Annotated in this window: 17 protein-coding genes; 6 read left to right on the top strand and 11 right to left on the bottom strand. The window is 60.7% G+C overall.

All coding sequences use genetic code 11. The features are described 5' to 3' along the window. Position 1: 1 nt before the first annotated feature. Together CAF73_RS01170 and CAF73_RS01165 are read left to right on the top strand one after the other, a co-directional pair. Positions 2-355, top strand: coding sequence for a putative quinol monooxygenase (locus CAF73_RS01170; RefSeq protein ID WP_085684418.1), 354 nt, complete (start codon positions 2-4; stop codon positions 353-355). 43 nt (positions 356-398) lie between these two features. Further along, complete coding sequence (locus tag CAF73_RS01165; RefSeq protein ID WP_007960172.1) at positions 399-641, top strand: hypothetical protein; 243 nt, start codon at positions 399-401, stop codon at positions 639-641. A gap of 4 nt (positions 642-645) precedes the next feature. Here CAF73_RS01165 and CAF73_RS01160 read toward each other — a convergent pair whose 3' ends face one another. Together CAF73_RS01160 and CAF73_RS01155 are read right to left on the bottom strand one after the other, a co-directional pair. After that, the gene (locus CAF73_RS01160; RefSeq protein ID WP_011335689.1) at positions 646-1,275 is read right to left on the bottom strand and encodes a flavin reductase family protein; all 630 of its coding nucleotides are present in this window, start codon (positions 1,273-1,275) and stop codon (positions 646-648) included. A gap of 128 nt (positions 1,276-1,403) precedes the next feature. Further along, positions 1,404-1,721, bottom strand: a complete 318-nt coding sequence (locus tag CAF73_RS01155) for a hypothetical protein (protein ID WP_085697219.1) — start codon at positions 1,719-1,721, stop codon at positions 1,404-1,406. A 347-nt stretch (positions 1,722-2,068) separates the two neighbouring features. Here CAF73_RS01155 and CAF73_RS01150 point away from each other — a divergent pair, with 347 nt between their 5' ends. Beyond that, positions 2,069-2,824, top strand: coding sequence for a hypothetical protein (locus tag CAF73_RS01150; protein WP_085701683.1), 756 nt, complete (start codon positions 2,069-2,071; stop codon positions 2,822-2,824). 129 nt (positions 2,825-2,953) lie between these two features. Here CAF73_RS01150 and CAF73_RS01145 read toward each other — a convergent pair whose 3' ends face one another. From CAF73_RS01145 to CAF73_RS01110, 8 genes are all read right to left on the bottom strand, one after another. Next, positions 2,954-4,273, bottom strand: a complete 1,320-nt coding sequence (locus tag CAF73_RS01145; RefSeq protein ID WP_085697217.1) for an MFS transporter — start codon at positions 4,271-4,273, stop codon at positions 2,954-2,956. A gap of 220 nt (positions 4,274-4,493) precedes the next feature. Beyond that, positions 4,494-5,822: a sigma-54 dependent transcriptional regulator gene (locus CAF73_RS01140; protein ID WP_085701682.1), complete on the bottom strand. Its 1,329-nt coding sequence runs from the start codon at positions 5,820-5,822 to the stop codon at positions 4,494-4,496. Continuing rightward, positions 5,822-7,582 carry an ATP-binding protein gene (locus CAF73_RS01135; RefSeq protein WP_085697215.1) on the bottom strand — a complete coding sequence of 587 codons (1,761 nt, stop codon included), beginning with the start codon at positions 7,580-7,582 and terminating at the stop codon, positions 5,822-5,824. Before CAF73_RS01135 ends, CAF73_RS01140 begins: the two co-directional genes overlap by 1 nt. 95 nt (positions 7,583-7,677) lie before the next feature. Then, positions 7,678-10,398, bottom strand: a complete 2,721-nt coding sequence (locus tag CAF73_RS01130; RefSeq protein WP_085701681.1) for an RHS repeat-associated core domain-containing protein — start codon at positions 10,396-10,398, stop codon at positions 7,678-7,680. A gap of 30 nt (positions 10,399-10,428) precedes the next feature. Continuing rightward, positions 10,429-13,137, bottom strand: a complete 2,709-nt coding sequence (locus tag CAF73_RS01125) for an RHS repeat-associated core domain-containing protein (protein WP_085701680.1) — start codon at positions 13,135-13,137, stop codon at positions 10,429-10,431. 40 nt (positions 13,138-13,177) lie between these two features. Beyond that, the gene (locus CAF73_RS01120; protein ID WP_256574576.1) at positions 13,178-15,886 is read right to left on the bottom strand and encodes an RHS repeat-associated core domain-containing protein; all 2,709 of its coding nucleotides are present in this window, start codon (positions 15,884-15,886) and stop codon (positions 13,178-13,180) included. A 71-nt stretch (positions 15,887-15,957) separates the two neighbouring features. After that, entirely contained in the window at positions 15,958-20,415 is a 4,458-nt protein-coding gene (locus tag CAF73_RS01115) for a SpvB/TcaC N-terminal domain-containing protein (protein ID WP_085701678.1), read from the bottom strand. Between the two features lie 153 nt (positions 20,416-20,568). Then, the gene (locus CAF73_RS01110; RefSeq protein ID WP_085697210.1) at positions 20,569-22,092 is read right to left on the bottom strand and encodes a fumarate hydratase; all 1,524 of its coding nucleotides are present in this window, start codon (positions 22,090-22,092) and stop codon (positions 20,569-20,571) included. Between the two features lie 311 nt (positions 22,093-22,403). Here CAF73_RS01110 and CAF73_RS01105 point away from each other — a divergent pair, with 311 nt between their 5' ends. From CAF73_RS01105 to CAF73_RS01095, 3 genes are read left to right on the top strand one after another with little or no spacing between them, the layout of a single operon-like run. After that, the gene (locus tag CAF73_RS01105; protein ID WP_085701677.1) at positions 22,404-23,510 is read left to right on the top strand and encodes a diguanylate cyclase; all 1,107 of its coding nucleotides are present in this window, start codon (positions 22,404-22,406) and stop codon (positions 23,508-23,510) included. Next, positions 23,503-24,438: an iron-sulfur-binding ferredoxin reductase gene (locus CAF73_RS01100; RefSeq protein ID WP_085701676.1), complete on the top strand. Its 936-nt coding sequence runs from the start codon at positions 23,503-23,505 to the stop codon at positions 24,436-24,438. Before CAF73_RS01105 ends, CAF73_RS01100 begins: the two co-directional genes overlap by 8 nt. 29 nt (positions 24,439-24,467) lie before the next feature. Beyond that, positions 24,468-25,217: an enoyl-CoA hydratase-related protein gene (locus CAF73_RS01095; RefSeq protein WP_085701675.1), complete on the top strand. Its 750-nt coding sequence runs from the start codon at positions 24,468-24,470 to the stop codon at positions 25,215-25,217. 249 nt (positions 25,218-25,466) lie between these two features. Here CAF73_RS01095 and pyk read toward each other — a convergent pair whose 3' ends face one another. After that, on the bottom strand, positions 25,467-26,918 hold the full coding sequence (gene pyk / locus CAF73_RS01090; RefSeq protein WP_085697206.1) for a pyruvate kinase: 1,452 nt from the start codon (positions 26,916-26,918) through the stop codon (positions 25,467-25,469). Between the last annotated feature and the right edge of the window lie 80 nt (positions 26,919-26,998).

Genomic DNA, 26,998 nt, shown 5'->3' with positions numbered 1-26,998 from the left:
CATGTCCAAGCAGATTCCCGTCAGTCATATGGCCTTCGTTCGAGCGCGCGCCGGGCGCTCGGCGGAACTCGGCATGCGCCTGAGCGCGCTGATCGAGCCGTCCCGTGCCGCCGCCGGTTGCCTGAGCTTTTCCTTGCAGCATTCGCAGTGTGATCCGGAGTTGTGGCTGGTCTCCGGTTTCTGGATCAACCAGCAATCGATGACCGCCTATTTCAGCAGCCCGTCGATGGAAATCTTTGCCGAGCTGGTGCAGGACCTGGTGGTCAATAGCCTGGATTTCCACACGTTCAAGGAAGTCTCGGCCGCACAGGCCGTAGGCCAATGCACTGCGCCGATACACAAACTCGCCGGTTGAATGTTTAATGGCCGGCCTATCTGACTGAGCCAGGACCTGCGATATGGCACGTAAAGAGTTCGAACACTTCGAAGCGGTTTCCGCTGTAGTTCCCGTCGAGTTGGGCGGCAACAAGGGTTATCACGCGGCAATCGCCGTCAAGGCGCTGGTCGACGGCGGAGCACCGCGCTTTCACAAACTGCTGAACGATCAGGTTTTCCCCGGCGCCATCGCGGCCGATGAAGCCGCGATCAATGAACTGGACAAGCTCAAGGGCGTCACCGACGACGCCGAGCTGATCTGGTAAGCGCTTACTTCGTAGCCCCCGGGCGCCACATCTTGAACAACGCCTCCGGCCCCAGCTGGAAATAGTCCGCCGGTCCGCCGCCCCGCAGTATCGGTTCGGCGGCGGCGGTGTCGTAGATCCCGTCCTTCAACAGCCATTTGGCGATGTGCACGGCGACCACTTCGCCCAGCACCAGCCAGCTCGGTACGGTCTCGCCGTCGGCGCGCTGCAACTGAATGATCTGGGTGACCTTGCATTCAAAGGACACCGGGCTTTCGGCCACGCGCGGCACGGCAATCACCTTCGACGCCACCGGCGTAAGCCCCGCCAGTTCGAACTCGTTGACCTCTGGCCCGACCATCGCGCAGCTCTGGTTCATCTGCTCGGCCAGCGGGCGGGTGGCGAGGTTCCAGACGAACTCACCGGTCTGCTCGATGTTGTTCAGGCTGTCTTTGCGCCCGACGCTGGAGAAGCCGATGATCGGCGGAATGTAGTTGAACGCGTTGAAAAAGCTGTAGGGCGCCAGGTTCAGCCGGCCCTCGGCATCCTGCGAAGAAATCCAGCCGATGGGGCGCGGGCCGACGATGGCGTTGAACGGATCGTGTGGCAGGCCGTGGCCGTTGGCCGGTTCATAGAAATGGATGTCATCGGGCATGGTGGGGTGTTCCTGAAGGCTTTTATAAGCGGCCAATAGTGCAAGTCCGGTCCGCGAAGATCAAATGCCGACCTTTGAAAATGAACAAGCCCGGCAATGGCCGGGCTTTGGTGTCTGCATTCTGCCGATCAGCTGATAGCTGCAGCAGTACCGGTTTTATCGAAACCGTCGGCAGCGATGGCGTTGGCGGTGCCGGTTTTGTCGAAACCGTCGGCAGCGATGGCGGACGCAGTGCCAGTCTTGTCAAAACCATCAGCCGCAACGGCTTTGCCGACGTTGGTCTTGTCGAAGCCGTCAGCGGCGTAGGTGCCGGTGTGGCTGGTTTCGATGGCAGCGCTGGCGCCGGAAATGAAGTCGGCGGATTTGGTTTTGTCCGAACCGTCGGCGGCAAAGGTGTTGGCGGCCAGGACGGACAGGGTCAGGGCGAGGATCAGTTTGGTTTTCATGGTCGTTCTCCAGATTCGTTATTCGTTGGCGATGTGTTTCGCATGGGATTCATGCTACGCCAACTAAATTGATTAAAAAGCGCAAAATAATGCTAAAAACTATCGATTAACTTGATGTTAAGGGCGACGCATTCAATTCGCTTTCGTCGTCGTAGCGAGCGTCGCGCGGTTAATCGATCAGGTAGGTGCAGAATGCGGCGGGGGCATTAACCGGTGATTAATCGCCGCTTTTTGCCTGTGTGACAGATTTTTCATGGATTCCCGACCGGTTTTTCACCCGCGCAACGCCAGTCTGCCCACGGCCATAAAGCCAAAAACGGCCGTCACACACAGGAGCGTTGCCCGCGATGAACAAACTGCCTCAAATCACCCTGGCCTTCTGGGTCATGAAAATCTGCGCGACGACCCTAGGGGAAACCGCGGGGGATTTGCTGTCGATGACCCTTAACGTCGGCTACGCCATCAGCTCGCTGATCCTGATCAGCGTGTTTGTCCTGACACTGATCACGCAGCTGATGTCCAAGACCTACAAGCCGTTGCTGTACTGGATCGTGATCCTGTCGACCAGCACCGCCGGCACCACCATGTCGGACTTCATGGACCGCACGCTGGAGCTGGGCTACGCCACCGGTTCGATGATCCTGATCGCGATTCTGCTGGCGATCTTCGCGGCATGGCGCCTGAGCGGCGACTCGCTCAACGTCACCAGGGTGCAGAGCTTTCGCGGCGAGATGTTCTACTGGATGGCGATTCTGTTCTCCAACACCCTGGGCACCGCGCTCGGCGATTACCTGGCGGACGACTCGGGCCTGGGCTTTGCCGGTGGCGCGCTGCTGATCGGCTCGGCGATTGCTGTGGTGGTGCTGCTCAAGTACTTCACGAAGATTTCGACCGTCGCGCTGTTCTGGGTGGCGTTCGTGCTGACCCGGCCGTTCGGTGCGACGTTGGGCGACTTGATGACCAAGTCCCATGAGAAGGGCGGGCTGGACTTTGGCACCATCGGTTCGTCGGCAGTGCTGGCGGGGATTTTGCTGGTGATGATCGTGGGCGCGTCTTATGCGCAGAAGCGTTATGGCAAACAGCCGGTTGCCGAGTTGACCTGATACCGAGGTGACTTCAATCGCGAGCAAGCTCGCTCCCACAGGGTCAGTTGTATGCCGATCCAATGTGGGAGCGAGCTTGCTCGCGATGGGGCCAGAACAGCCACCGTTGCAGTGGCTGAATGAATCCGGTCAGTCAGTGACGATGCGCGAGTGTTTCTGGGTGTCTTTCATGGTGATGTACACCAGCAGGGACACCGCGATGCACGCGGTCACATACCAGTAGTAACCGGTTTCCATGCCGATGCTCTTGAACCACAGCGCGATGTATTCGGCGGTGCCGCCGAAGATCGACACGGTCAGTGCGTACGGCAGGCCGACGCCCAGGGCGCGGATTTCGGTCGGGAACAGCTCGGCCTTCACCACGGCGTTGATGGAGGTGTAGCCGCTGACGATGATCAGCGCCGCCATGATCAGGAAGAACGCGCCCCACCAGGTCTGGATGGTGTGCAGGGTCATCAGGATCGGCACGGTGAAGATCGTCCCCAGCACGCCGAAGGCGATCAGGATCGGGCGACGACCGATTTTATCGGACAGGCCGCCGATGATCGGTTGCAGGCACATGAACAGGAACAGCGTGGCGGCGGAAATGGTGGTGGAGTCGGAAATGCTCATGCCGACGGTGTTCACCAGGTATTTCTGCATGTAAGTGGTGTAGGTGTAGAACGCCAGCGTACCGCCCATGGTCAGGCCGACCACGGTCAGCAATTCCTTCGGATGACGCAGCAAGGTGCGCATGGCGCTTTCCTTGGATTTCTCTTTTTTCACGAAGGATTCGGTTTCTTCCATGCCACGACGCAGGTACAGCGCCACGATTGCGCACAGCGCGCCGATGGCGAACGGGATGCGCCAGCCCCACGCGTACAGTTGCTCAGTGGTGAGCATCTGCTGCAGCACGATCAACACGCCCAGCGCGATGAGCTGGCCGGAGATCAGGGTCACGTACTGGAAGCTGGAGAAGAAGCCGCGACGTTCCTTGGTCGCCATCTCCGACAGATAAGTCGCCGAGGTGCCGTACTCGCCGCCGACCGACAGGCCTTGCAGCAGACGGGCGAATACCAGCAGGATCGGCGCGCCGATGCCGATGGTTTCGTAGTTCGGGCTGAGGGCGATCAGCAGCGAGCCAAAGCACATCAGGTACACCGAGGCCATCAGTGCCTTTTTACGGCCGACCTTGTCGGCGTACAGACCCATCAGCCAGCCACCGATCGGACGCATCAGAAAGCCCACGGCGAAGATCGCAGCGGTGTTCATCAACTGGGCGGTGGTGGAACCGGCGGGGAAGAAGGTCTTGGCGAAGTACAGCGAGAAGGCGGCATAAACGTACCAGTCGTACCACTCGACCATGTTGCCGACGGAACCGCTGAAGATCGACTTGATGCGACTGGCGGTGGTTCGTTCTTTGGCCGGCACGGCAGCCGACCCAAGAGGCAGGGCGTTGGAGTTATCCATTGAAGGATCCTTCGTTTAATTGTTTTTGTGGAGCGCGCAGAAACGCAGCCTGCGAGGGCTATAGCAGGAGCTGTGCCAACGGGGAGAGGGCCGGTTTAGAGGGGTTGGGGAGATGGGTTGAGCGGGATTTTGCCGATGAGCCGGAATGAATGAGCGGAAATCCGCTCACTCGGGCTCGGATCGTTCCCACGCTCTGCGTGGGAATGCCTCAATGCGGGGATCAGTCGGGCACGAACATTTCCCGGGTCAGACCATGGCGCTGCATCTTTTCATTGAAGGTTCGGCGCGGCAGTTGCAGTTCTTCCAGCACGGCTTTCACATCCCCCTTGTGCCGGGTCAAAGCGGCCCGCAGGCACTGCGCCTCAAACGCCTCTTGCTGCGCCGCCAGCGACTGCCCCGGATCGATACCTTGCACCGGTTCATCCAGCCCCAGCACCTGCCGTTCGGCGACGTTCGCCAACTCACGAACATTACCCGGCCAGTCATGGCTCAGCAGGTGACTCAATTGCGCACCACTGAGCGGCGGAAAAGACCGCCCCAATCGCTGAGCGGCGCTTTGTGCGAAGGACTCGAACAACAACGGAATGTCCTCCCGACGATCGCGCAGCGGTGGCAGGCGCAATTCGGCAACGTTCAGGCGATACGCCAGGTCCTCGCGAAAACGCCCGGCCCGGGCCTCATCCAGCAAATCGGGTTTGGTCGCCGCGACGATGCGCAAGTCCACGCGAATGCTCTGGTTCGACCCCAGCCGCTCCAGCTTCTGTTCCTGCAACACCCGCAACAGTTTCACCTGCTGGGCCAGCGGCATGCTTTCGATTTCATCGAGAAACAGGGTGCCGCCATCGGCGTATTCCAGTTTGCCGGTGCGCTTGCCGGAGGCCCCTGTGAACGCGCCGCTCTCATGCCCGAACAATTCGGCTTCGAACAACTGCTCGGGGATCGCCGCGCAGTTCAGTGCCACGAACGGCTTGTCGGCGCGCGGGCCGAAGTCGTGCAGGCAGCGGGCAACCAGTTCCTTGCCGCTGCCGGTTTCGCCACGGATCAGCACGTTGACCGGCAATGTTGCGAGGTCAAGCACCTGCCGGCGCAGGGTCTGCATACCACGGGACACGCCGAGCAGCGTCGCATCCAGTCTGGCGCGGTTGTCGGCCTGTTCGTGCAGGGCGCGGTTTTCCAGCACCAGCCGACGCTTGTCCAGCGCCCGCCGCAGGCTGCCGAGCAGGGCCTCGGGGCTGAAGGGTTTTTCCAGAAAGTCGTAGGCGCCATCGCGCATCGCTTCGACCGCCATCGGCACATCGCCGTGGCCGGTGAGCAGAATCACCGGCAGGTCGGCATCGCGGCGCTGGACTTCGGCCAGCAGTTCAAGACCGCTGAGACCGGGCATGCGCACATCGCTGAGAATCACCCCGGCAAAGTGTTTCGGCAGCGCCGCCAGGCATTCCTCGGCGCGGCTGAACAGCTGCACCTCGAACCCGGACAGGCTTAGCCATTGCTCGACGGCGTTGCGAATGCTGCTTTCGTCATCGACCACCATCACTGAGTTGAGCATCAGAGGTGCGCCTCCAGATCGATCGGCAAGGTCAGGCTGAACACTGCACCGTTGTCACCATTTTCGGCGCACAGGCGCCCGCCGGATTCATGGACGATGGCGAACGATACCGCCAGTCCCAGACCCAGCCCGTCACCCACAGGTTTAGTGGTGAAGAACGGATCGAATACCTGACCCAGATGTTCTTCGGCAATGCCGCCACCGTTGTCGATGACGCTCAGGCGCCACAGTTGTTCGTCAGCTTCCAGGCGGATTTCCAGACGCTTGCACGGCTTGCCCTGCATCGCATCGAGGGCGTTGCGCAGCAGGTTGATCAGCACTTGTTCGAGGCGAATCGCGTCGCCGCGCACCCAGGCCGGACGGGTCAGGTGCAGCACCAGACTGACCTGTTCATCACGCAGGCGCGCATCGAGCAATTGCAGCGCCTGATCGACCACAGTCGCCAGGTCCAGCCGTTCGCGCAAGCCGCTGGGGCTTTTGCGGGCAAAGGTTTTCAGGTGGCCGGTGAGGGCAGCCATGCGCGTGAGCATTTCGTCCACCGGTTTGAGCGCCTTGCAGGCGTCATCGACCCGACCGTGATCGAGCAGCAGCCTCAGAGTTGCAAGCTGCATGCGCTGGGCGGTCAGCGGCTGATTGATTTCGTGGGCCAGCGCAGCGGACATCTGCCCCAGTGCCGCCAGTTTCGCTGATTGCACCAGACCTTCCTGGGCGGTGCGCAAGTCCCGGGTGCGTTCCTCCACCAGTTGCTCAAGCTCTTCGCGGCTGCGCTGGCGCATCTTGGCCAGACGCCAGCGCTGGTTGAGGAACAGCAACAGAAACACCAGCGCCAGCCACACCCCGGCGGCGGCGAGCCCGGCATTGCGCTGGTCTTCGAAGGACACTTGCGGACGCCGCAGCAGGTGTAGCGTCCAGCCTTCGGCGGTCAGCGGCAGCGATTCCCACAGGTAATCCGCCGTGCCTTGCGGGCCTTCGACGCGGCGCAGTTCGCTGTTGTCATCAAAGCGGCGTAGCGACAGATGAGTCAGCGGCACCAGCGATTGCTTGTCGTATTGGCGAGTGCGCTTGATCTCTCGGTAATCGGCCGGGCTCAGCGGGTGCAGCAGGCGGTAGCGCCAGTCGGGCTGGTTGGCAATGAAGATGATGCCCCGGGCATCGCTGACCAGTAGCGTATCGCTGCCCTGGCTCCATTCGCGTTCAAGCTCCGGGAATTCGAGTTTGACCACCATCGCCCCGAGGAACTCGCCGTTGTCGCCGAGCACCGCGCTGGACAGGAAGTAGCCGGGAATCCCGCTGGTCACGCCGACTGCGTAGAAACGCCCGGTGCCCTGGGTGCGGGTCTGACTGAAATAGGGGCGAAAGCCATAGTTGTGGCCGACGTAACTGCTGGGCAGACGCCAGTTGCTGGCCGCCACCGCCAGGCCGGTGTGATCGAGCAGTTCAAGCGTCGAGGACTGCGCGGCACCGTTGATCTTTTCCAGCTTCAGATTCAGCGCAGCCTGCTGTTCGGCATCCACGGGACCTGCCAGCGCCGCACGCAATTGCGGGTCCAGCGCCAGCACGGCGGGCAGGGCGCGGTAACGGTCGATCAGGGTGTGCAGCGAATTGGCGTACAGCGCCAGTTGCTGGTTGGCTCGGGCGGCATCTTCCACCAGTGCCTGGCGTTCGGCGTGACGGATCGCAAGCGTTGCGGCGAGGGCAGCGCCGGCGAGGATCAGCAGGGTGTACAACGACAGACGCAGGGTACGGGAAGTCGGCAGCATGCTGGGCGCATAGAGATAGGAAGTCGGGCCGGCACCATAGCATGGTGTCGGCCCGAACTGACAAGAGGGGCAGAAGTTCTGCCCGGATCGCCCGATCAGAGGTGCGTGTTGGATTTGCGCACAGGGATGCGAGTTATTTTGGCTCTATGAAATACACTCCGGGCAGAACTTTGCGAGGACCCTGAACTGCGACGTGACGATAGGTTGCTTTCACTCTGGTCTGACGGCCGCAGCCCCGTGATTTTTTCGAGCATTGTCATGCTTTGCCAGGAAATTCCGACCAACTCTTCGGCGTCCAATACTTGCTGACGCAGCGCTTGCTGGGCTTTCACTGACACCTCTTCCTTAAGGCTCTGTTCGGCGATGAGCCTGTCGGCCGTGTCCAGCCATTTTGCCGCCTGAGCCTTCTTGTCCGCCTTGGCCTTGGTGCCTCTCAACTCGTCGACGTAGCCCCCTACGATCGGACCCAATATCATGCCCGCCACGGTTGCTGCCGTGGTAACACCCAGTGTGCTCATGGTGAAGAACCGGTTGGCATCTTGCGTGACATCGGCGGGTGGTACGGCGCCGTTCCCACCGGGGTTCCAGGTGTTGGGCGGTGACCAGCCCGGGGTGAACAGCGTTGCGTGCAAAACGAACTGGGCGGTGGCGGTGAGTAATGTGGAAACTACAGCTGCGTTGGCCGGAGACGAAGTCCCGACGGGCAGCAATGCCAATCCGACTTTCGAATTGACCGCCGCCAGCGCGGCTTGCGTGCCCCATTCGCCCCAGGATTGTTCGGGTTTGGGCGGCAGCTTGCCGGGAGGATTGTTTGCCGGGTCATCCACCAGCGCGGGTGTACCGGTGGATGGCTCGCTGCCGGCGATCGAGTTGGGACGTGACGACGACGTCGATCCGCCTATGTGGACGGAGGTCTGGTCAGGCGTGGCCGGCGTCGGTCTCGTCATCATCCCTTGCTCGTCAATGAAATTGATCGGGTTGTTCGCCGTCATCCGGTACAGATTCAATCCGTCCACGGTTCCTGCCTTGTCCGGCTGGGTCCAGCGTTGCAGCCATGGGGCGTAATAGCGTTGTCCGTAATAGATCAGGCCGCTTTCATCGGTTTCCTTGCCGCTGTAGCGGATGAACTTGTAGTTCACCTCAATCCGTGACCGGGCTCCCAGTGTCGAGGTACTGCCAAACGGGTAGTAGGTCTCCTCACTGATCAATCGCGCCAGTTGATCCACTTCTTTCAGGGACGACCCCAGGTGATCCTTGAGGATATAGCGCATTTGACTCTGATCGATGCCCGTGGGTTTTCCCTTCACCCAGTGGAGACATGTCACGTGGCCTGCGCCAGTGTCCAGCTTGATCACGTGCAGCTCTTCGCCGTTGTCTCTGGTGCGGATCTCCAGATCGGGCAAGTAGCGCACGTCCCGGAAATGGCTGACTGAGGGAGTGTGGGTCTCCAGTCTTTTGTGCACGCGCAGATCCTGACTGTAGCGATACTGCTCCGTATCGTGTGGTCCGGTGGGATGTCTGGCCAGGGTCACGGAGTCCAGTTGATTGCGACTGTTCCACTGCAGTGGGCCGAACGGAAGCGCCAGCTGGTTGCCCGCAGCATCGAACTCGATGGGAAAAACCGGTATCGGATCACCCGTTTTCCAGCGCACCCCCCGGTTGCTGTCCGGATCGATATACACCTGGGAAGTATGGTTGGCCCCATCGCGGACGCGGGTGGTTTTTACGAGGTTGTCGCCATTGTCGTACTCGTATGTTTCCGTGTAATTGCGCCGATCATTGGGGTCGGTCGGCTGTGGCAGACCCGGGTTATCCGTAGGTGGCATCTCGTCGTATCCGCTGGCGTAAATCAGGCGGTACGTTGAGTCATAGCTGAACGCACGGTGGCCATCGACGCGCTGGTTGTGAAAATACGTCGGTGCGTAGCCGCCATCGAGGATGCGAGTGATGTTGCCCATCCGGTCATATTCATACCCGAAATCCTGAATCGATTCCCCTGTCGCCTTTTGTGCGTATTGTCGAAGCAGGCGACCGTCAGCGGCCCGATAGTGCCAGTGACTGCTCACATGATTGCCTGTCCGTTGCAGGGTCGTCTGCCCGGTGGCGTTGTATTGTGCATCCCGCAAGACCGGTTGCCAGGCGAGTAGGTCATTAACCTTGAGTTGCACCTGTGTGAGCTGCCCGGCTACGTCGTAAGCCAGACGCCGCTGGTGGCCGCCGGCATCGGTCTGCTTCAGTAGTGCGCCAAGGGGGCTGAGATTCTGCTGACTGGAAAAGGACAATCCATCGTGAAAAGTTCGGCTTTCCTGCAGCGCAGCGCCTGTAAGGGCAAAAGAGTGCAGTTTGACGCTGCCCGATGGATCATTGATTTCGACCATTTGCCCGCGCCGGTTGTAGCCCGCGTCGGCCGAGGCATCGGCATAGACGTAGGCCTCTTTATCCAGTCCGGTGTCCTGCGCGACGGACACCAGGCGCAGTTGATTGTCGAATGTGTGCTGCCAATGGTGGTTGCGTGCGTCCCAGCGTTGCAAGGTTTCGCCTGTCACTCCAGGCAGGCGCCGGCTTTTTCCGGCGTCCACACTGTCTGTTTCAAGCAGCTCTGCGATCAGATTGAAAACGCTGGTGATGGTGGGGCTGGCCAGACGCGGGTCCCACTGTTTCACCACGTGCCCGAGCGCATCGCGTTGCTGGCGTGTGATCAGTGCCTCGGCGGTTGCGCCGGCAACCGAGCGCAGATAGGCCACCTGACGAACCATCAGGCCCCGGCTGTCATAAGCTGACAGCGAAGGTGTGCGCTCATGGAGAGAGGGGAGCATCGTCTTTGTCCTCTGCTGTGTTCATCAAATTCAAAGACCCGACATTACAAGCCTGCGCCGAGCGAGTTGAGGCTTGTTTACCATCGATTCAGGTGTTGGTTTTTCTTGTGGAGGGTCGCTGACCTCCGGCGTCTGCCGGGGCGAAGAGGACGGATCGTTGGCAGCCTTCAGCACTTGGCTCAATGCCTCGAAGTACGGGGCGCCTTCGCCTGGGACCAATTTGCCAATTTCCGCCTGCTGCAGAGGAGTGAGTGTCTTCATTTGCTCAAAGAACAATTCCTGCATCTTTGCCTCATAGGTAGCGGGAGCGGCCTCGGGCTTCATTTCCGTTTCCGGGCCTTCATCCGCTACTGGATTCAGTTGATCGGGTAGTCCAGCAACGGCGCCCAGGATTTCTTCAGCGAGGTCGATGGTGTCGTTCACGGCTTCGGCTTTGCGCAACATGTCCGCCCTGTTCAGGCCTTTCCTCAAGTGGCGGTAACCTAATATCGGTACGAGGGCCATGCCGATAGCCGGCGCGACACTCACGATGGCGGGGGCGGCGGCGGCGGCGGGGGGGAAAATGAGGGCAGCAACGCCGCCGACAACGCCGGCGATAGCCCCTCCCGCAGTACCGCCGACACCTAAGCCTTTTCGTATGGCAGCCCTGCCGTACCGGGACCTGATGTATTTTCCAAACGTGAGGTCTTGGCGAACCTGCTCGATATCGGCGTCTTCAGGAACCAGTTTCTCAAAATCGGATGCGATGTTTTTCATCTGTCCTGCGGCTGTTTGCGCTTTTTTAACGGCGCCAACCCATCTATTCAGCTTATAACCAATGGTTTTTTTGCCGTCACCGGTGTTGCCGGAGGCGCCGGCTTCGTCTTTCGTGTTGCCGGTGTCGTCCACATAGAAAATCGGATTGTTGCCGACAAACGCATACCGATTCATTCCATCCGCATCGCCGCTGGGGTCGGCGCTGATCCAGCGCCCCAGCCATGGCGCGTAATACCGTGCTCCGTAGTAATAAAGCCCGGTGACATCCATTTCCTTGCCCGAATAGCGGGTGAACTTGTAGTCCGCTTCGATCTGCGAGCGGGCCGCCATCGACGAGGTAGCGCCGAAGGCGTAGTAGCTTTCGCGGCTGATCACCTGCGCCCGTTGATCAATCTCAGTAACGCTCGATCCCAAATGGTCGGAATGGGAATAACACAACCGATCAGCATCGATACCAGGTGGTTTGCCAGTGATCCAGTGCAGGCACGTCACCTCGCCGATGCCGGTGGCGACAGTGACCCTGTGCAATTCTTCTCCGCTGCTTCGGGTGCGGATTTCCAGACTCCCCACGTAATGCACCTCAGCAACATGGTTGACTGTGCCTGTGTGGGTTTCGTGGCGCTTATAGACCCTTGCACCCTGGCTGTAGTGATACAACTCCTGATCGGGCGGGCCGCTGGCGTGCTCCAGGAGGATCAGCGATTTCAGCTGATGGCGGCTGTTCCAGTCCATCGGCTGCCCGGGTTGCAGGGCCAGTTGATTACCGGCGCGGTCGAACAGGGCGTTGAAGTCAGGTGCCGGGTCTCCCGCTTTCCAGCGCACACCGCGATTGCTGGACGGGTCGATGAACATCTCGCGGGTGTAAGTGTTGCCCTCGCGCACGTGGGTCAGTTTTTTCAGGTTGTTGCCGTCGTCGTATTCGAAAGACTCGACATAGTTGCGTCGGTCATCGGGATCGGTGGGTTGCGGCCGTCCGGGGTTGTCCGCAGGCGGGGCGTCGCTGTAACCGGTGGCGCGGATCAGGCGGTACACCGAGTCATAGCCAAATGTGCGTTCACCGTCGACCTGTTGGTTGCGGAAAAACGTCGGTGTGTAGGTGTGATCGATGATGCGAGTGATGATCCCTGCTGCGTCATATGCATACTCGAAATCCTGAACCGGCGGTTCCGAAGCCTTTTGCGCGGACTGTCGAAGCAGACGTCCGTCGGCCTCGCGGTAATGCCAGTGGCTGTTTACACCGTTGCCGTGCCGTTGTTCGGTGATCTGGCCGGCGGCGTTGTAATCCGCGCCATTCAAGATCGGCTGAACATTTTGTCCGCTGAGTTGCAGTTGCACTTGAGCAAGCTGCCCGGCGATGTCGAAGGTGGAAAGTTGAACATGCCCGCCGGCGTCGGTGGTTTGCAGCAGTGCACCCATGGCGCTGAAACGCTGGCGGCCGGTGCAGATCTTGCCGTCCTTGAAGGTGCGGATTTCTTCCGTTGACTGGCCACGCATGTTGAAGCTGTTGAATTGCACCGTACCCGATGGATCGCTCAGCGCTGTCATTTGTCCGCGCAGGTTGTGCGTCGGGTCGGCCGAAACGCTGCCGTAGCTGAAGCTTTCGAATCCGGTTATCCCGTTTTCTGTGACGCTGCTCAGACGAAGTTGCGGGTCGTAGCTCATCTCCCGGTGATTGCCGTTGGCATCCCAATGCTGCAAAAGCTCGTCGCCGAGTCCGGGCAGAAGCGTGTCCGCGCCACCGTCGACGTTCCGGGCCTTGACCGCTATGCCATCTAACTTGAACACGGTCGTTGTATTGGGCTTTGGTAAGCGCGGATCCTGCTGTGCAACCAGATGGCCAACAACGTCATATTGCAGTCGGTTGATGAGCGCTCGCACTTCCTCGCCGGCTACTTTGCGCAGGTAGTCGACTTGTCTGACAGCCTCGCCACGAGGGCCGGATACCGACATCGTTGGTGTGAGGTAGTGCACGCTGGCATTCATGACTTGATCCGTTTTATGGGCTTTACAGGATGAAACGGCGTCAGACGAATGTTTCGGAATACTGGCGCTGAAGCCTGACGGTTCTCAGGTTTCCTGGTTTTGGCGTTGGCCTTTGCGCGCGGTGCGTATCGCTCACCTCTATCGTTCGAGGGGCGCCACCTCTTGAAATGGCCTGCACCAATGCCCGGTGATTCACCACTGCTGCAAACGCCACCTGTTGTTCTGTAGGGAGTTGCCCGACTTGCCCAAGCAGGCGGCCCATTTCGATGTCCGAAAAGAAATTGCCCGTATTACCTCTGGAGTCATCAGGTAGTTCGGAAGGCAGATCCTGCGGATCAGGGAGGTTTTCACTTATCACGTTGACGATGTCGATATGGTCGGCCAGATTATTCATGGACTCCAGAATGTCTTCCCTGGCTTTTCCCTCGTTTACGTTCTTCTTCATGTACCTGAGCATGATGACGGGCATCGCCACATAGCCGATCACCCCACCCAGGATTGCGAAAATCGCGCCTCCGAGCACGGCACCCAGGACGGCGCCCAGCGGGCCACCGATTATCAAGCCCGCAATTCCACCGATAAAAGTACCCAGCGCCGAGCCTGTTGTGGAGCCAATCTTCACACCGGCCTTCATGGCGGCCCGACCGGACGAAGAACGCAGATACTCGCCGAGCGTAAGATTTTCAATCTGTGCCTTGAAAGCAAGATATCGGCTAAAACCTTTTGGCACCGGCCTGTCGGGAGGGGCGTCATCTACATCCGCTCGACCACGTGGCTCCGGCTTTAGAGGTGGGCCACCGCCACCGCCACCACCTTCATCTTGCGGTGAAGGTTCAGGCACCATATCTCTGAAAGCTGCTGCCATTCCCTTGAGCTGTCCCGACGCTTTTTTCGATATGTTCACGAACGAAAAGAAGCCCGTGAGCACGTTAAACCACGTACTTTCGTGACCTGTGACATCGACATGGATCAGCGGGTTGTTGCCGACAAACGCGTAAAGATTCAGTCCGTCCACATCTCCCGCCGGATCGGCGGCGATCCAGCGGCCCAGCCAGGGGGCGTAGTAACGCGCACCGTAGTAGTACAGCCCGCCGATATCCATTTCCTTGCCCGAGTAGCGGATGAAGCGGTAGTCCGCCTCGATCTGTGATCGCGCCACCATCCAGGCGGTGGTGCCGAAGGGCAAGTAACCTTCATGACTGATCACCTGCGCCTGTTGATCGAGTTCCATGGATACGGACTGCAGGTGATCATTGAGGGTGTAGCGCATTTGATCGGCCGGCATGTTCGGCGGTTTACCGCTGACCCAGTGCAGGCAAACCACGTTTTCGATGCCGCTGACGAGGGAGATCAGATGTAATTCTTCGCCATTGTCTTGGGTGCGAATCTCCAGCCCCGGCAGATAGCGCGCCTCATGGAAGTGATCGATGGCCGCTGTGTGGCTGTCGTGGCGTTTGTAGACTCGCTTGCCCTGACTGTAGCGGTAATGCTCTTCGTCATTCGGGCCACTGCCGTTGCGGTCTACCAGGATGACCGACGCCAGATGATTGCGATTGTTCCATTGCATCGGCTGGCCAGACTGCAGGGCCAGCAGGTTGCCGGCGCTGTCGAACCGAGTGCTGAAGTCTGGTGGCGGATCTCCGGGCCTCCAGCGCAAACCCCGGTTGCTGAGTGGATCTATGAACACCTCGCTGGTGTAACTGGCGCCGTCGCGTGCATGAGTGGTTTTGATGAGGTTGTTGCCCTTGTCGTACTCATAGGTTTGCGTGTAATTGCGCCGATCAGCAGGGTCGGACGGTTGGGGCCGGCCCGGGTTGTCTGTCAGGGGCCTGTCGCTGTATCCGGTCGCGCTGTGCAGTCGGTAGAGTGAGTCATAGGCGAACAGGCGACGACCGTCGAGCCGCTGGTTGGCGAAAAAACGCGGCGTGAAGGTGTTATCGATGAGGGTCGTGATATTGCCCATCGGATCGTATTCATATTCGAAATCCTGAAGCGCCGGCCCTGACCCCTTTTGTGCGTAGCGACGCAGCAGGAAACCGTCGGCGGCGCGATAGTGCGAATGGCTGATCACGCCGTTGCCGGCCTGGTGTTCGATGACCCGCCCGGCGGCATCGTACTGTGCACCTTGCAGTACCGTTTGCCAGTCGGGTTGGCCATGCAGCCCGAGCAGCACTTGTACCAGCTGACCTGCCACATCGAACTTCGACTGCTGCCGGTGCCCGGCGGCATCGGTATGTTCGACAAGCATGCCCAGCGGGCTGAACAACTTGTGGCTGGTCAGCGCCAGGCCATCGTGAAAAGTGCGGGTTTCCTGTCGAGCGGGGCCTGTGAGAGCGAAGCTGTGAAATTCGACACTGCCGGACGGGTCGGTCAGCTTGATCATCTGCCCGCGCAGGTTGTGACCAGGGTCGGCTGACAGGGTGGCATACAGCCGGGTTTCGACTTCCGGCACACCGTTCTCTTCGAGCGTCAAAAGGCGCAGTTGGAGGTCGTGATGCCTGCGTCGGTGGTTGCCGTTCGCGTCCCAGGATTGCAGAGTTTCACCGGCCAGCCCCGGCAACGTGACGTTCACGCCGGCATCGACGCTGGCAAGCTTCACGACCTGACCATCCAGCGTAAAAAGGCTGGTTGTATTCACCGTGGACAGGCGCGGATCCTGTTGCCCCACGGCCCGGCCAGCGACGTCATGGAGCCTGCGGGTGACGAGCGCCTGAACATCCTCACCCGCCACATTGCGCAGATAGGCCACCTGCCGAATCCCGAGTGCGCGCGGATCATGAGCCTGCAGGGAGGGTGTGTTCCCGTGCACATTGGCACTTGTCATTTAGCCTTTTTCAACCTTCTGACAGGTTGTTTAAAAGGGACCTTCGCGGGTTTCGACGGCGGTGTGTCATCAGTGTCATTGAAGTCATAACTGAGCTTGAACCATGGATGCAGGATGTCGAACGCCAGATAATCAAGAGCGTTGATCGTCTGGATTGGCCGGCCCAGGGCATCGTAGAACATCTGGTCGTGGTAGCCGTGCTTGCGCATCGCACTGTCATTGATGCAGCGATGGGTGTTGAGAAAGTAGGGGCGGTAAACCCGGATGGTCTCGCCCTTGTGGTTGTATTCCACACGCCCCTGGACCCGCCAGCGCTGAATGGCCGGCATTTCGACCGGCTTGCCGTCGGCGCCGGTCACCAGATCGTCTTCGGGCGTGGCGACAAGGGCATCGCCCGGCGGGACGAGCTGTTTGCTTTGCAGCTCGCGGCCAAAACCGTCGGTATAGCTGATCGTCATCTGAATCTGTTGCAGCGGGTCGGTGTGATAGCGGTCGGCAACCAGACTCAGGCTGTGCACCGGCTGCCTGGGAGCTGTGTGAATAATACCGAGCAGTGCCTGTTCGCTGGCCGTGCGTTTTTTGCGCTGGTTCAGCCAGCGCAATGCCGAGGCACGGATGTGGCCATCGGGCAGAATCAGGCCGTTGGAGACCCATTCCTTTCTTTTGTGCGACAGGGTCTGGCGCGAGAGAACGGGCATCCAGCTGAACAGCTCGGTGCGCACTGCACTGGCGGCGGATACCACTACGGTTTTCGGATGGGCGAGGGCGTATTCGACACTCAGATCAGACTGCGGCGGGTAAGCGGCCAGCGGCTGGAAACCGGCCGGCAGCCCCTCTTCGGTGCCATGAAAACTATGGGCAATCGGTTGGCCGCCCGGTTCGTACAGCACTTCCTGAATGTTCTCGTTGGGATCCGTGATGCTCTGCGGCAACAGGGTGTGCATGTCGTATTTCACTGAAGTCGCACAGCCGTCCGGCAGGGTGATGGCAATGGTCAGCAGATGGTCTGCATCCCATGTTATGTGCGTCACACCATGGCTGGCGGTCTGTTGCACCTCGGTGACGTGGTAGAAACCGCTGGCGCTGGCGTAGGTGAAAAAGCCGCTTTGCGCTGACCACAGGTTTTGCAGCAGATCCTCTTCAGGGTCCTCCGGGAGGAACAGCTTCATGGGCGTGTAGCCGATCTTTGTCAGTTCGTCCCGGATGACTATCGGGACGCCGTCGTAGGCCACCAGGGCCTTTTTGTCGAACACGGCCTGCTCGGTCGGGCCGGCCAGCGGCGGGTAGAGCATCTTGCCCCCTGACTCCAGATACGTGTGTTGCAAGAGTGAGGTCAGTTCCCGCGCGGTCGTCCATTCGGCACTGTCTTTATACCGTTCGAAGTTTTCGAAACTGATGTCCGCCGCTTGCAGCCCGCCCGGGAGTGCGCCTTTGGGCAGCTTCATCGCGTTGCTGCGCTGGCGCCAGGGCAAGCCGAGCAGCCAGTGGCCGTCAGTGGTCAGTTGTAGGTACGCGGCGAGTGTTTCGCTCAGATAAAAAAACTGTTGCTGCTCGTCGTGGCTGTCCACCCAGGCTCGAAGCTGGTCCTCTCGATCGAAGGGCGGTTTGTCCAGTTCGGTGCGACGGCGAGCACAGGCGACCGTGACACTTCGAGTCAACTGACCGTACTCGTTCAGCTCCTGATTGATGGTGTGCTGACAATTGGGGTCGTCCATGAAGCGTTCGTATTGATGGGTACGGGTTTCCAGTTCGAGCACCAGCAGACTGGACGGGTTGTCGTTGACCATCCGCACCCGATAACGGAATTCGCTCAGTGAGAACAGCCGCGCCGGGGCGGGGTCGTCTGCCTGACAGACCTCGCTGCGCAGTGGACTACCGGCCAGGGCATAGGCAATTTCGCGATGGTCGTCGGCTGTGTGCTGCGTCCGAACACGCTCCTTTCTGTTCTTGGCATCGAACGTTGAAATAACCGTGGACCCCAGTGGCGTGTTTTCGTCGTCGAGTTCGCAGATGCCGCTCAAGACCAGATCGATGCTTCTACCGGTATGAAACCAATGTGTCACCCGCATCGGCGCCGTGTGGCCACTTTCGGCCTTGCCCGGCTCCAGGTCACTGTCGGTCTGACAGACTTTGCCGAAACCGCGGAATTCACGTTCGTAGCCGTCGTAATAGCCCTCGAAATATTCGTGGAACTGCATCAGATAATTGCCGGTGATTTCATCGTCCTGGCGCAACCAGTGAAGCACCATTTGGGGAAAGGGCAGAAGGCAGACCGGACGCCGGCGCGCCATCAGTTCCAGACGTTTTTCATCCAGCCAGAATTGCGCACTGCTGCGATGTTTCAGGGTTGCGCCGTAGCCCATGTTGTTGTTGCAGCCGGTAAGCAGATAGGGCCGTTCACTGACGAAGTGATAAACCCAGTGCTGCGGCGTCATGTGCGGTTTGGTCAACAGCAGGCTGGCGCAGCCCAGGCCTCGCAGGTCGGCGAAGGTTACCTGGCAGAGGTTGTCGTAGCGAATGCCGGTGGGCCAGTCGACGATGAGCGGGACTTGCTCAAAGGCATTGCCCCCGTAATTCCAGTAGATCTCGAAATGATCGGAGCACAGACGGATCAGCGCCGGTGCACCGGAGCCGTCGAGGTCGGCGGAGCGAATGTGATCGGCGTTGAAATGCTGATACTCAAAAGGCAGCGCGCTGATCGCAATACCTTTGCCGAATCGGCCATGCCCCAGATTCGCCCAGGTTTCGATACTGTCGTGGCGGACTCTGCACAGTCCCGAGAGGTCACTGGCGTGCAGGTTGCCAAACATCACCAGTTCGGTGCGGGCGTTGCCGAACAGCGGCAAGCGATCCGGTGTATGCGGTATCTCCTTGCCGGGCATGAATCCTTTCTCCCGCACATTGGCATACACCCTTACGCTGTTCGGGCCGACCAGAGCGAGGTCGTCCAGACCGGCGCCGCTCCAGTCGCCCATCTGGGCCAGATGGTGGAAAAACTCTACGGGGAACTGGCTGAAAGGTTTGAACAACGACCAGGTGCCATCCGGATTGAGCGTGTAATACCCGCTGCCTCCGGGTTGCGCGACGACCCAGTCCAGACGCCCGTCACCGGTGAGGTCGGTGAGAATCTGCACCACCTGCTTGTTGCTGTCGGCGTTCGGAATCAGCGGTAGCAGTGTCCAGGAACCGTAGACGATTTCGTCTGTACCAGGCGCGCCCCGCAAGGGCTCGCGGTAGTACCAGGCGCCGTCGTACTGGCAGAGAAAACCGGGCACGCCTTCGCCGTAAAGATCGACGCAATGGTAGGGCTGGCCGTCGTTGAGGCCGGGCATGTGATCGAGTTGCAGGAAGGGTTTGGGGGTGGTGTCGAGTATCAGTGCTTCATAGAAATATTCGAGGGGCGGCATGTGCTTGACGCGACCTGTAGCGTCGAAACTCATGTAGTGCGCGGCTTTCAGATGGTTGTACAGCAGTGGTGTGGATTCGTGTTCCAGCAGCAGGCGATTGACCAGCACCGGAGCGGGACCTGTGTGGTTGAACAACAGAAACTGCCTGCACAGGCGCCGGGTGCCCACCTCGAACCCGAAGCGATGCATGCGAAAAGGGTCGCTGCGTGCTGGCCACGCACGAACGGGTTCAAATGTCGGTAGCTCATCCAGCCCGGTGGCACGTTCGCCGTAGCAGACGATTAATCTGAACAACCATTCCAGATCCTGCGGGTTCGGGTGTTCGAGACATAGCAGCCCGGTGCTGGGAGCCTTGTTGCAGTAGCAGACCTGACGCAGGTAGCGCTGGGCCCGATAGTCAAAGCGTGGGTCGGCGTCGGTGTCGTCGGATTTGTATTCGAAGCAGATGTTTTCCCCGACGGCGTTCCTGATTTCCACCAGCAGCCACACGGCAATGCGGGTTGGATCTTCAGGGTCGTAAATGCATGATTCCGGCGAGTTGCCATAGCACTGTTGCGAGCCGTCGGCACGGGACACCACCCAGAAAGGGTTGCCGTCGGCAGGTGTCCAGAGTTCGTAGCGGTTGAACGTGTTTTCCAGGCGAGGGATGTAGCGCACTACGGAAAATTTTCTGGTGTTCTTGCCTTTTCCTCGAGTGCGCCGGGTTGCCTTGATCCTGCCACTGGCCGTCAGTTCGGGCCGCAGGTCCGTGCCGTCGGCCTGCATGACATCGGCGCCTGCGTACTTCGGCACGCCCTTGCTGGTCTTGCGCGAGATCGCGGGCAGCGGCAGATCCCAGCCGAGCCCGTACTTGCCGTTGCCCGCGTTCCCCTCGTAGACAAGCTGCAACTCGGGAGTGAGCGTGCGCGCCTTCAGGATCGGGAGGGGCAGGGTGTAAGAGCGCTGCCCGGTCGCACCCGTCTCACTCCAACTGCGTCCATTCGTTGCAATGGACGCAGTCTTGGAAATGGAGGGAGGAGTGACGAGCGCATCTGCATCCGGGGTCATGGCGTCGCAACCTGAAAATGTCGAGACATCACGCTAGCAAAGCGAAGTGCGCCAGACACCTGTCAGATCTGACAGGTGCCGACTGACGGCAGGCGAAAAAAAACCGGGCGGTCATCGCTGGCCGCCCGGTTTTTTCACAAGCAGATGAAGTGCTTACTGCACTTCCACCGCCAGGCTTTCGCTGATCTTCTGTTGCCAGATCGCAGGACCGGTGATGTGCACCGACTCACCTTTGCTGTCCACCGCAACGGTGACCGGCATGTCCTTGACCTCGAACTCGTAGATCGCTTCCATCCCCAGCTCGGCGAACGCCAGAACCTTGGACTTCTTGATCGCTTGCGCCACCAGGTAAGCGGCACCGCCGACGGCCATCAGATACACAGCCTTGTTGTCCTTGATCGCGTCGATAGCGGTCGGGCCGCGCTCGGACTTGCCGATCATGCCCAAAAGGCCGGTCTGCTCAAGGATCTGACGGGTGAACTTGTCCATCCGTGTGGCGGTGGTCGGGCCAGCCGGGCCCACCACTTCGTCACCGACCGGATCAACCGGGCCGACGTAGTAGATGAAGCGGCCTTTCAGATCAACCGGCAGGGTTTCGCCCTTGTTCAGCATCTCGACCATGCGCTTGTGCGCAGCGTCGCGACCGGTGAGCATCTTGCCGTTGAGCAGGACGGTTTCGCCCGGCTTCCAGCTCTGCACCTCTTCCGGGGTCAGGGTGTCGAGGTTGACGCGACGGGCCGACGGGCCGGCTTCCCAGACGATTTCCGGGTAGGCGTCCAGCGGTGGCGCCTCCAGCGAAGCAGGGCCGGAACCATCGAGCACGAAGTGCGCGTGACGGGTCGCGGCGCAGTTCGGGATCATGCACACCGGCAGGGAAGCTGCGTGGGTCGGATAATCCATGATTTTCACGTCGAGCACGGTGGTCAGGCCACCGAGGCCCTGGGCGCCGATGCCCAGCTGGTTAACCTTCTCGAACAGCTCCAGACGCATTTCTTCGATGCGGTTCTGCGGGCCACGGGCTTTGAGCTCGTGAATGTCGATGGACTCCATCAACACTTCCTTGGCCATCACAGCGGCTTTCTCGGCGGTGCCGCCGATGCCGATGCCCAGCATGCCCGGTGGGCACCAGCCGGCGCCCATAGTCGGAACGGTCTTGAGTACCCAGTCGACGATCGAGTCGGACGGGTTGAGCATGGCCATTTTCGACTTGTTCTCGGAACCGCCGCCCTTGGCCGCCACGTCCACTTCCACGGTGTTGCCCGGAACGATGGAGTAGTGGATGACCGCCGGGGTGTTGTCCTTGGTGTTTTTACGAGCGCCCGCCGGGTCGGCGAGGATCGAGGCACGCAGGACGTTTTCCGGCAGGTTGTAGGCGCGGCGCACGCCTTCGTTGATCATGTCGTCCAGGCTCATCGTCGCGCCATCCCAGCGCACGTCCATGCCCACACGCACAAACACGGTCACGATGCCGGTGTCCTGGCAGATCGGCCGGTGGCCGGTGGCGCACATGCGCGAGTTGATCAGGATCTGCGCCATCGAGTCACGGGCCGCTGGCGATTCTTCGCGCAGGTAGGCTTCGTGCATCGCCTGGATGAAGTCCACGGGGTGGTAGTAGGAAATGAACTGCAGGGCGTCGGCAACGCTCTGAATCAGGTCGTCTTGCTTGATCACGGTCATGAGTCGCGCTCCTCTAAAAGACGGGAACATTCAATAAGGTGCCTGCGGCTTGGGTGCATCGGTCGGTCGCAGACACCTTTCAAGGCACGCCGGGGCTGCTGGCGCGACGCTAAAAAGGCGCGGCAGTATACCGCGCCTCGGTGGCGGGCACATCTGCCGGGAGTCATTCGTTGGTCGCATGGCTGCAGGTTTTTGACGCCAAATACCCGGCCCGAAAATCAATGGTCATTTATCGACCGGGCCACTAAAGTGGCAGCCGGTCTGTAGAGTAGGACACTCGGTCAGCCTCTTATCGCACGGTGAGTCAACGATTGACCCATAACGCCATTCAACGTCTTTTGCTCAAACGCTTCGCCCTCGCTGCAGCCACCTATGGATTGGCTTTGCTGCTGCTGTGGCTGGCGTATTTCACTGGTCACTACAACGATTCGCTGGCCGGCGTCGCCTTCGGCAGCGCGCTGGTGGTGATCAGCCAGGCGACCCTGTTCGCGGTGTTTTTTTCGGGCGCCAACCTGCGCTTCTCCGATCCGAGCCTGACTGAAGCACAAGTACTGCTCGGCCTCGGCTGGCAGACGTGGCTGATCGCGCATCTGGAGGAAGCCCGGGGCGAGTTCCTGGTCTTTTATGTACTGATCCTGTTGTTCGGCCTGTTCCATCTGTCACGCCGGGCATTCGTGCGCTGCGCGATGCTGGTGTTCTTCAGTTTCTGCGCCATCACCTTGTGGGACGGCTATCACTTCCAGTTACCTGACCCGGCGCTGGCCGCGTTGCAGGTGTGCCTCCTGCTGATCGTGCTGGTGTGGCTGGTGATCTATGCCCGTTTCGTCCAGACCTCGCGGCAACGCATGCGCCAGCGCCGGTTCGCCTTGCAGGCGCATCAGGACACCCTGCGCGGGATGATGCGCCAGCTCGAAGATCTGGTCGCCACCGACGAACTGACCGGGCTGTTCAATCGCCGGCATTTTCTGCGCCTGGCCACCCGCGAGCTGAACGCGATGGAGGCCGACGTGGTACATGGTCTGGCGCTGATCGACCTCGACCACTTCAAGCGCATCAACGACCTGCACGGCCATGCCGCCGGCGATCAGGTGCTGCAAGCGTTCGCCGGGGTGGCCGGTGCCTGCCTGCGCGACGGCGACGTGCTGGCGCGTTATGGTGGTGAAGAATTCGTGGTGCTGCTGCCCGATTGCAACGCCGAGCGCCTGACCGCCTGTTGCGAACGCCTGCGCATCGCCTTCACCGACGTTGAACTGGTGGGCCTGAATGTGAAAAACCTGAGTCTTTCGGCCGGCATGACCTTGCTGGAACTGGGCGATGATCTGGACGAAGCCTTGCAGCGCGCCGATCAGGCGCTGTACCGGGCCAAGCGTGACGGGCGCAACCGTTGCGCAGCGGCGTGGGAGAACGTCGATGCCTGAACTGCAGGTCGGTGAGCGACAGTGGTCGGTGGCGGCGGGCAGCAATCTGCTCGATGCGCTCAATCAGAACGGTGTAGCGGTGCCTTATAGCTGCCGCGCCGGCAGTTGCCACGCGTGTCTGGTGCAATGCGTGCGGGGTTTGCCTGCTGACAGTCGTCCGGATGCCCTCAGCGCGGAGCAACGCGATCAGGGCTGGCGCCTGGCCTGTCAGTGTCAGGTGATCGAGGATTTGCAGGTGCACACCTTCGATCCCGTCACCGATGGTCGTCCGGCCACGGTCGAAGCGCTGGACTGGCTCGGCGACAGCGTGTTGCGAATGCGCCTGACACCCCAGCGGCCGTTGCGCTACAGCGCCGGCCAGCATCTGGTGCTGTGGGCCGGCCACATCGCGCGGCCGTATTCGCTGGCGAGCCTGCCGGAGGAAGACCGCTTTCTTGAGTTTCACCTTGATTGCCGCGAGCCCGGCGAATTCAGCGATGCCGCGCGCCGCTTGCAGATCGGCGACCCCATCCGCCTCGGCGAACTGCGCGGCGGTGCGCTGCATTACGACCCTGACTGGCATGACCGGCCGCTGTGGCTATTGGCCGCCGGTACCGGGCTCGGCCCGTTGTTCGGGGTGTTGCGCGAAGCCTTGCGTCACGATCATCGGGGCGCCATTCGTGTCATTCACCTGGCCCATGATGCCGACGGGCATTACCTGGTCAAACCCCTTGAGGCACTGGCCGCGCAGCGGGAAAACCTCAGCGTCGAATGCTGGACGGCGGCCGAGTTGCCGGGCGCTTTGGCGCAACTGCGCCTTGTCTCCCGACAAACCCTGGCTTTAGTCTGCGGCTCGACTGCCAGCGTCGACGCGTTTGCCAAGCGTCTGTTCCTGGCCGGACTGCCGCGCAATCAACTGCTGGCCGATGTCTTCCTCAGCCGTGATTGAGCGCTGAATTCCCAGACGCGAGACCTGCCATGCCCGAAGCCATCCTGCTGCACCGCGAACGCGGTTTGCTGACCCTGCGCCTCAACCGCCCGGACAAGAAAAACGCCCTGACCCGCGCCATGTACAGCCAGTTGGCCGAGGCGCTGAAACAGGCCGGCAGCGACCCGGAAGTCAACGCCGTGCTGATCACCGGCAGCACCGAGTGCTTCACCGCCGGCAACGACATCGCCGACTTCATCCAGCAACCGCCGAGCGACCTCGACAGCCCGGTGTTCCACTTCATGCTTGAACTGCTCGAATGCCGCAAACCGGTGATCGCTGCCGTGGCCGGGGCGGCGGTGGGGATCGGCACCACGCTGTTGCTGCATTGCGATCTGGTTTATGTGGCGCGGGATGCGCGGTTGCGCATGCCGTTCGTCAATCTCGGGTTGTGCCCGGAGTTCGGTTCCAGCCTGATCCTGCCGCGTCTGCTCGGGCAGGCCAAGGCGTCGGAACTGTTGCTGCTCGGTGAAGGTTTTACCGGTGAGCAAGCGGCGCAATGGGGGATTGCCACCGAAGCGCTGGGCAGTGGCGAAGCCGCATTGTCCAGGGCGCGGGAAATGGCGCTGCGGTTTGACGAGCTGCCGGCGGAGGCGGTACGCATCAGCAAACAATTGATGCGCGCGCCGGATCGGGAATTGATTCGCAAGGTGATCGAAGAGGAGGGGGCGTTGTTCACCCAGCGGTTGCGCTCGCCAGAGGCGTTGGCGGCGCTGACCGGGTTCATCAAACGGCATTGAAATATTTGCCGACTGCCGACTGCCGACTGCCGACGCGCACCTAGCGCTCGCACCCCGAACACTGATCGTTCCCACGCTCTGCGTGGGAATGCAGCCCGGGACGCTCCGCGTCCCATGCCGAAGCGGACGCGGAGCGTCCATTAAGGCATTCCCACGCAGAGCGTGGGAACGATCAACAAAATCCAACCCAGAAATGAAAAAGCCCCGCCATTCACATGGCGGGGCTTTTCGTTTTCAGCAACCGGTCACTCAGACCTGCGGGTCGCCCACGTGCAGGATCTTCATGCCGTTGGTGCCGCCGGTGGTGTGGTAGCTGTCGCCCTTGGTCAGGATCACCCAGTCGCCTTTCTCCACAACGCCGCGCTTGACCAGCTCGTCGATGGCTTTCTGGCTGACTTCGTTCGGGGCCAGCGACGCCGGGTCGAACGGCACGGTGTACACGCCACGGAACATTGCCGCGCGGGCCTGGGCTTCGCGGTGCGGAGTGAAGCAGTAGATCGGCACCGACGAACGGATACGCGACATGATCAGCGGGGTGTAGCCGCTTTCGGTCAGCGCGATGATCGCCTTGACGCCCGGGAAGTGGTTGGCGGTGTACATGGTCGCCAGCGCGATGCTCTCGTCGCAACGCTCGAATTCCTTGCCGATGCGGTGGCTGGACGTCTTGCTGGTCGGGTGCTTTTCAGCGCCGACGCAGATGCGCGCCATCGCCTGCACGGCTTCCAGCGGGTAAGCGCCGGCAGCGGATTCGGCCGACAGCATCACGGCGTCGGTATAGTCGAGCACGGCGTTGGCCACGTCGGACACTTCGGCGCGGGTCGGCATCGGGTTCTGGATCATCGACTCCATCATCTGGGTCGCCACGATCACCGCCTTGTTGTGGCGGCGTGCGTGCAGAATGATTTTCTTCTGGATGCCCACCAGCTCGGCGTCGCCGATTTCCACGCCCAGGTCACCACGGGCAACCATCACAGCGTCGGAAGCCTTGATCAGGCCGTCGAGGGTTTCGTCGTCGGCCACGGCTTCGGCGCGTTCGATCTTCGCCACCAGCCAGGCAGTGCCGCCGGCTTCGTCGCGCAGTTGACGGGCGTAGTTCATGTCGGCGGCGTCACGCGGGAAGGACACGGCGAGGTAGTCGACTTCCATTTCAGCGGCGAGCTTGATGTCGGCCTTGTCTTTTTCAGTCAGGGCCGGTGCGGTCAGGCCGCCACCGCGACGGTTGATGCCTTTATGGTCGGACAGCGGGCCGCCGATGGTCACGACGCAGTTCAGCTCGGTGGCGGTGGCGGTTTCAACGCGCATGACCACGCGGCCGTCGTCGAGCAGCAGCTCGTCGCCCACGCCGCAGTCCTTGACCAGGTCCGGGTAGTCGATGCCGACAACCTGCTGGTTGCCTTCAGTCAGCGGATGGCTGGTGGAGAAGGTGAACTTGTCACCGATCTTCAGCTCGATGCGCTTGTTGGCGAATTTGGCGATGCGGATTTTCGGGCCTTGCAGGTCACCCAGCAGGGCGACGAAGCGGCCGTGCTTGGCAGCGAGGTCACGCACCAGCTTCGCGCGAGCCTTGTGCTCGTCGGGGGTGCCGTGGGAGAAGTTCAGACGGGCGACGTCCAGGCCAGCCAGAATCAGCTGTTCGAGAACTTCCGGCGAGTTACTGGCCGGGCCAAGGGTAGCGACGATTTTGGTACGACGGACGGACATGCAAAGACTCCTCAAGTTCAAGCGCCAGCGAAGGCTACTATGCTCTTGGGGTGTAGTCATTGTTCGTTTGCACTACTTAA

The organism is Pseudomonas sp. B15(2017) (assembly GCF_002113215.1).
Taxonomy (GTDB): domain Bacteria; phylum Pseudomonadota; class Gammaproteobacteria; order Pseudomonadales; family Pseudomonadaceae; genus Aquipseudomonas.
Note: the sequence above shows the minus strand (reverse complement) of the source record. Positions and strands in the feature narration are given on the sequence as shown.

Excerpts from the sequence above, each read along its gene's own strand:
- CAF73_RS01170 (WP_085684418.1), top strand. The coding sequence starts at position 2 with ATGTCCAAGCAGATTCCCGTCAGTCATATGGCCTTCGTTCGAGCGCGC.
- CAF73_RS01165 (WP_007960172.1), top strand. The coding sequence starts at position 399 with ATGGCACGTAAAGAGTTCGAACACTTCGAAGCGGTTTCCGCTGTAGTT.
- CAF73_RS01160 (WP_011335689.1), bottom strand. The coding sequence starts at position 1,275 with ATGCCCGATGACATCCATTTCTATGAACCGGCCAACGGCCACGGCCTG.
- CAF73_RS01155 (WP_085697219.1), bottom strand. The coding sequence starts at position 1,721 with ATGAAAACCAAACTGATCCTCGCCCTGACCCTGTCCGTCCTGGCCGCC.
- CAF73_RS01150 (WP_085701683.1), top strand. The coding sequence starts at position 2,069 with ATGAACAAACTGCCTCAAATCACCCTGGCCTTCTGGGTCATGAAAATC.
- CAF73_RS01145 (WP_085697217.1), bottom strand. The coding sequence starts at position 4,273 with ATGGATAACTCCAACGCCCTGCCTCTTGGGTCGGCTGCCGTGCCGGCC.
- CAF73_RS01140 (WP_085701682.1), bottom strand. The coding sequence starts at position 5,822 with ATGCTCAACTCAGTGATGGTGGTCGATGACGAAAGCAGCATTCGCAAC.
- CAF73_RS01135 (WP_085697215.1), bottom strand. The coding sequence starts at position 7,582 with ATGCTGCCGACTTCCCGTACCCTGCGTCTGTCGTTGTACACCCTGCTG.
- CAF73_RS01130 (WP_085701681.1), bottom strand. The coding sequence starts at position 10,398 with ATGCTCCCCTCTCTCCATGAGCGCACACCTTCGCTGTCAGCTTATGAC.
- CAF73_RS01125 (WP_085701680.1), bottom strand. The coding sequence starts at position 13,137 with ATGAATGCCAGCGTGCACTACCTCACACCAACGATGTCGGTATCCGGC.
- CAF73_RS01115 (WP_085701678.1), bottom strand. The coding sequence starts at position 20,415 with ATGACCCCGGATGCAGATGCGCTCGTCACTCCTCCCTCCATTTCCAAG.
- CAF73_RS01110 (WP_085697210.1), bottom strand. The coding sequence starts at position 22,092 with ATGACCGTGATCAAGCAAGACGACCTGATTCAGAGCGTTGCCGACGCC.
- CAF73_RS01100 (WP_085701676.1), top strand. The coding sequence starts at position 23,503 with ATGCCTGAACTGCAGGTCGGTGAGCGACAGTGGTCGGTGGCGGCGGGC.
- CAF73_RS01095 (WP_085701675.1), top strand. The coding sequence starts at position 24,468 with ATGCCCGAAGCCATCCTGCTGCACCGCGAACGCGGTTTGCTGACCCTG.
- pyk (WP_085697206.1), bottom strand. The coding sequence starts at position 26,918 with ATGTCCGTCCGTCGTACCAAAATCGTCGCTACCCTTGGCCCGGCCAGT.